Source organism: Aeromicrobium sp. (genome assembly GCF_014378035.1).
Lineage (GTDB): Bacteria > Actinomycetota > Actinomycetes > Propionibacteriales > Nocardioidaceae > Aeromicrobium.
On record NZ_JACMOM010000030.1, the window covers coordinates 1 to 3,981 of the forward strand.

General features: G+C 66.2%; 6 protein-coding genes and 1 pseudogene. 2 read left to right on the forward strand and 5 right to left on the reverse strand.

Features of this window, described 5'->3' with window-relative positions; all coding sequences use genetic code 11:
* Positions 1-454, reverse strand: a pseudogene (locus H7290_RS02055) (SAM-dependent methyltransferase); the annotation flags it as partial.
* A 68-nt stretch (positions 455-522) separates the two neighbouring features.
* Here H7290_RS02055 and H7290_RS02060 point away from each other — a divergent pair.
* Positions 523-984 carry a PGPGW domain-containing protein gene (locus H7290_RS02060; protein ID WP_290512355.1) on the forward strand — a complete coding sequence of 154 codons (462 nt, stop codon included), beginning with the start codon at positions 523-525 and terminating at the stop codon, positions 982-984.
* Positions 985-1,015: 31 nt separating this feature from the next.
* Here H7290_RS02060 and H7290_RS02065 read toward each other — a convergent pair whose 3' ends face one another.
* The 4 genes from H7290_RS02065 to H7290_RS02080 all read right to left on the reverse strand — a co-directional run bounded on the left by H7290_RS02065 (position 1,016) and on the right by H7290_RS02080 (position 3,435).
* On the reverse strand, positions 1,016-1,300 hold the full coding sequence (locus tag H7290_RS02065) for a CDP-glycerol glycerophosphotransferase family protein (protein ID WP_290512356.1): 285 nt from the start codon (positions 1,298-1,300) through the stop codon (positions 1,016-1,018).
* Positions 1,301-1,341: 41 nt separating this feature from the next.
* The gene (locus H7290_RS02070; protein ID WP_290512357.1) at positions 1,342-1,590 is read right to left on the reverse strand and encodes a hypothetical protein; all 249 of its coding nucleotides are present in this window, start codon (positions 1,588-1,590) and stop codon (positions 1,342-1,344) included.
* A gap of 310 nt (positions 1,591-1,900) precedes the next feature.
* A complete protein-coding gene (locus H7290_RS02075; protein ID WP_290512358.1) occupies positions 1,901-2,647 on the reverse strand; it encodes a bifunctional 2-polyprenyl-6-hydroxyphenol methylase/3-demethylubiquinol 3-O-methyltransferase UbiG in 747 nt (248 codons plus the stop codon).
* A 434-nt stretch (positions 2,648-3,081) separates the two neighbouring features.
* The gene (locus tag H7290_RS02080; RefSeq protein WP_366927586.1) at positions 3,082-3,435 is read right to left on the reverse strand and encodes a transposase; all 354 of its coding nucleotides are present in this window, start codon (positions 3,433-3,435) and stop codon (positions 3,082-3,084) included.
* 266 nt (positions 3,436-3,701) lie between these two features.
* On the opposite strand from H7290_RS02080, the gene H7290_RS02085 reads away from it, so the two are divergent.
* Positions 3,702-3,981, forward strand: a 280-nt coding sequence (locus tag H7290_RS02085) for a glycosyltransferase (protein ID WP_290512359.1), incomplete at its 3' end; no start/stop codon positions are given.

Below are 3,981 nucleotides of genomic sequence, written 5' to 3' on the forward strand. Positions count from 1 at the left end.
ACAGGTCGTAGTGGTGCGAGATCGCGGCTCGGTCGCGCTCCTTGCTGTGCAGCTCACCGGTGAGGTTCGACTCGGCAGCGGGAGCCGGGGGTCGACGTCCGAGGGCGCCCAGGCGTACGGCCAGCGCCGCGCCCTTCAGCACCTGCCTGGGGCCGATCCTCGGTCGTCCGGCGCTGCCCTCGGCGGCGCGTGCATCCCGCACGGCAGCCCACATGACGCGGAAGCCGTCACCGAGGTCGCCCTCGACGTCGAGGTCGCCCTGCACGTACGCCCGAGCGACCCCGAGCTCGCCCGGCTTCCAGATGATGTGGCGCAGCGCGCGCTTGTCGCGGATGACGACGACCGGTGCGCCGGGCACGCCGGCCTCGCTGCCGTCCCACGCGCGCAGGCGAATCGGAAGGGTGAGACCGAGGGTGTCCTCGACGAGTCCTAGGAGCGCGGCTGCTTTGTTCACACCGACCATTGAACCGCTGGACAGGGTGTTTCGCCATCTCAGATCAGGGCAGGTGGCATGCTTGCACCATGGGCGCCGGCACCGCAATCGCGACACGGTTTCAGCGCACCGGCCGACAGGCCCTGGGCTGGGTGTTGGTGGTCGTCGGAGTGATCCTGATTCCTGCCCCTGGTCCCGGGACGCTGGTGCTGGTGGCGGGTGTGTCGTTGCTTGCCCGCGACCACGTCTGGGCCCAGAAGATCCTCGACCCGCTCGAGCGCCGAGCGATCGACGCGGCCCGGTTCGGGGTGGCCACGGTGCCGCGGATCGTGGTCAGCTTCCTCGGCGGGCTCTGGCTCTTCGCTCTCGGCGTCATCTGGTCCATGAGCCCGGAGATCCCCGAGTTCTCGGTGCTCGGGGTCGGTTTCGGGCCCGATCTCCCGGCCCACGGCTGGGGCGTTGCCCTCGGCCTGTGGTCCTCGGCGATCGCCGCCTGGGGCCTGCTGGCCTACAGCGTCAAGCGCTGGCCCAGGCACGCAGCCCCGGTATGAGAACGTCCGTCCTCGTCAGCTGGTGTGGACGTCAGCTGCCCTCGTCGTCGAGGTAGAGCTCCTTGACCCGCTTGACCCGCTTGACCCGCTTGACCACACGCCACGACGCCTGGTCGTCGAGGTGGTCGAAGAAGATCTTCCGTTTCCAGTCGTACTCCGCCGTCTGCTCGACGGTTCTCTTATCGAAGACGCCGTCCAACGCACCATCGAACTCGTCGAATGTTCGACACACGGGTCCGGGAAGAACACGGTCAAGCTCGCAGAACAGGCCGCGTTCGGCGTTGTTGTACCGGTCGTAATCGTACGCGAAGCTCATGACGGGCTTGCCCTCATGAGGAAGTCCACCAGGCAGCTGGATTAGTCGCTGGTGAGCGCATCCGCGGCGCGGTAAAGGATCTCCAGATCGGGATAGTGACGCGATGACAGGTCGATGGCACCGAGCGGGATCAGTGCGCGCGAATAGGTTCGTGCGCGATCGGCCATGTGCTCGCGCACGCCGCCGACCGCTCCATGGCGCTGCGCCCAAGCTGTGAGCCACTCCAGCTCGGACCCGTCGAACTGGTACTGCGAGTCGCCCTGCCCGTCCCGGACGGTGGGCAGGAACATGACGAGTCGTCGTCCGGCGCTGGGAGAGCCGCGTGGTCAGCTTCACGGTGGCCGAGTCGTTGGACGATGTCGACTGGGCGGTCTCCTCCTGCTGACGCCGGACCTGGGCAAGATCCCGTTGGCACAACCCAAGCCTCTCCCGGAACTTGGCAGTCTCCGCCTATTCGTCCATCATCATCTTGAGCCCCGCGTTCTTCTGCCGCGACGCCGACGACGTCAAGATCTGCACACCCCGTGGGCGCCTTCATCTGGACGGATGCTCCTCATAGGGGGAGGCAGCACGGGTCAGCATCGGCGCGTCCGGCTCCGATCAAAGCGCAGCTTCTGGCTTGGACGCGGCCAGTACGACGGACGACCCGAAGGGTAGGTTCGTGCGTCGCAGCAGCCGTTCGTCCATCCGGCACAACCTGAGCAGCAGTCTCGACAGGCTCGGGGACACGGAAGGCAGCTCAACCACGTCGGCCGGCGCGGACGAGTCGCGTCGCTGGACTCTTTCGACAATGCGAGTTGCCACGCGTTGGATGGCAAAGAAGGGGAAGACCGCCGCAAAGGCATAGGTCGCACGATCAACCCGAAGCCCGGCCGCTTCCACGGCGCCGACGGCACGCTTGCGGGTGTAGCGGCGATGGTGACCGTTGGCATCGTCGAACGAGGACCAGGCCCACTGGTAAGCGGGTACCGACACCATCACGGTCCCGCCCGGCTTGAGGACGCGCGCCAGCTCCGCCAGGGCGACGGCTTCGGATTCGCAGTGCTCGACGACGTCGAAAGCGCCCACGACGTCGAAGCTGTCGTCGGCGAAGGGCAGGTTGACGGCCGAGCCGCACACACCGCCGGCCGTGAGTCCCCGCAGATCGATGTCGAGGGGGACGTGTAGTCCCTCATGGTCGTGGAGCCATCCGACGCTGGGACCATCCGCACTGCCGACGTCCAGCACGCGCTGCGGATGCCCGATGCGATCGGCCAGGACGGTCTTCAGGAGAGTGGTCCTGGCGCGATACCACCAGTAGTCGTTCTCAGCAAGCGAAGCGGATCCGCCGTGGCCGGTTGCAGTCATGGGGACAGGCTAGCCTCGATCTTTCTTTGGGCTGGTTGCTGAGGTGGTGACTGGCGTCGGGAGGGGCTTTGGTTTCCGGTCGGAAACTTTCAGTGTCTGGGCAGGCGGTGATCCCGGCGCTGCGTTCTCGCCGGTGCTCCGGGTCCTTGGGTCGTAGGTGTGTGGTGGGTGGTCAGGTGATTTCTGCGTGCCGCTTGTGGCCGGTCAGGATCAGTCGGTCCATGGCCATCGCTTGTATGCCTGCCGCGGCAGCTTGGCCAATGCGTCGAGGACCGGTTGGCGACCAGAGACGCCAACCGAGTACTGCAAGCCCAGGTTGTGGATGTGGTGGACGAACGCCTGGACCCCGGCGCCAGTTTGTAGTTCGGTGACGCCCGCTACTTCTCGCTGTGCGCGCCGATCAACGTGGCGTCCAGCTCCACAACCACCGAGCATTAGAGTCGGTGAACGGGTCGCGGTGGCCCCAGACCCCGGCCCGCTGATGCACGCGCGGATCTGATCGCGGCAACCGCACCAGCCGGGTCGGCGCCCAGGACGTCGATGAGGCGGCTGACCGTCGGGACGGTCGCCACGGGCCCGAACAGTTCGGGCTGGGCCCAGATCAGCGACACGTCGGCCAAGCAGTCACCACCGGCCGCGATCGCAAGCACCAGGTCCAGCGCGACCTTGCCCAGGTCATGGACCGTGGCCGGTTTGCGCCAACGCGACAACCCAGCCGACAACGCATCAGACAGGCCACTGACCGCGGCGGTCTGGGCCAGCAACCACAGACCCGACGACGAGATCAGCGACTCGCTGCGGCAGCAACATGGACACGGTGGCCAGTCGGGATGTTCCTTAGCTACGGAGTGCCTTTCACTCGGGCTGAATTGCGGATTCGTTACTCACAATTCTTCCCGATATGACAGGCACTTCCATGCGTTCAGACCCGTGTCACCCCGCCAACCGATGAAACTTCGAGGCTAGTGCGTGGGAATGCCGGGCGGTGACACCTGCCCGTGCGCCGTCAGCCTTATGATTGCGTGACTTGACCTCACAACCTGAAGGCCATGCTGTGACCTCGCTCCACACCGTCTCGATCGTTATCCCCGTGTACCGGGGTAGCGCGCACCTGCCGAGCCTCCTCGAGGAGATTGCCCTGCTCACCGAGGCGCAGAGCACGCCTGCCGGGCACACCTTCGAAGTCACCGAGCTGATCTTGGTCCACGACTGCGGACCGGACCACTCTGACCGCGTCATCCGAGAGGCCAACGACGCTTACGAGTGGGTCCGACCGGTGTGGCTGAGCCGCAACTTCGGTCAGCACCCGGCCACGATCGCAGGCATGGCCAGCT

Coding starts and splice junctions, on each gene's coding strand:
- H7290_RS02060 (WP_290512355.1), top strand. CDS start 523: ATGGGCGCCGGCACCGCAATCGCGACACGGTTTCAGCGCACCGGCCGA.
- H7290_RS02065 (WP_290512356.1), bottom strand. CDS start 1,300: ATGAGCTTCGCGTACGATTACGACCGGTACAACAACGCCGAACGCGGC.
- H7290_RS02070 (WP_290512357.1), bottom strand. CDS start 1,590: ATGTTCCTGCCCACCGTCCGGGACGGGCAGGGCGACTCGCAGTACCAG.
- H7290_RS02075 (WP_290512358.1), bottom strand. CDS start 2,647: ATGACTGCAACCGGCCACGGCGGATCCGCTTCGCTTGCTGAGAACGAC.